The following is a 338-nucleotide window of genomic DNA, read 5'->3' as shown; positions in this document are numbered from 1 at the left end:
CTGCGCGACGATTGGCCACAGGCATTGCGGGACAGCGGGTTCGACCCCGCCATGCCGTCTGCGTGGATCGCCGAGGGTCTGCTGATCTATCTGCCGGCCGCCGCCCAGGAGCAGCTGTTCAGCGGCATCGACGGCCTGGCCGGACATGGCAGCCATGTCGCCGTCGAGGACGGCGCGCCGCTGCAAGCCGACGAGTTCGAGGCCGCCGTCGAAGAAGAACGTGCGGCCGCCGCCCGGGGTGACAAGCGGCTGTTTTTCCAGTTGGTCTACAACGAGCAACACGCCCCGGCCACCGAATGGTTCGGCCGGCACGGCTGGAACGCGGTCGGCACCCCCTT

1 protein-coding gene is annotated in these 338 nt (G+C 68.9%); it reads left to right on the top strand.

The features are described from left to right. Positions 1-338: SAM-dependent methyltransferase (locus ACZY0B_RS27960; RefSeq protein ID WP_463767454.1), on the top strand; the 338-nt coding region annotated here is incomplete at both ends.

The sequence above is a fragment of the Mycobacterium sp. IDUB_19 genome, assembly GCF_055419445.1.
The sequence above is the reverse complement of the archived record's forward strand: the minus strand, read 5'-3'. Positions and strand labels throughout refer to the sequence as shown.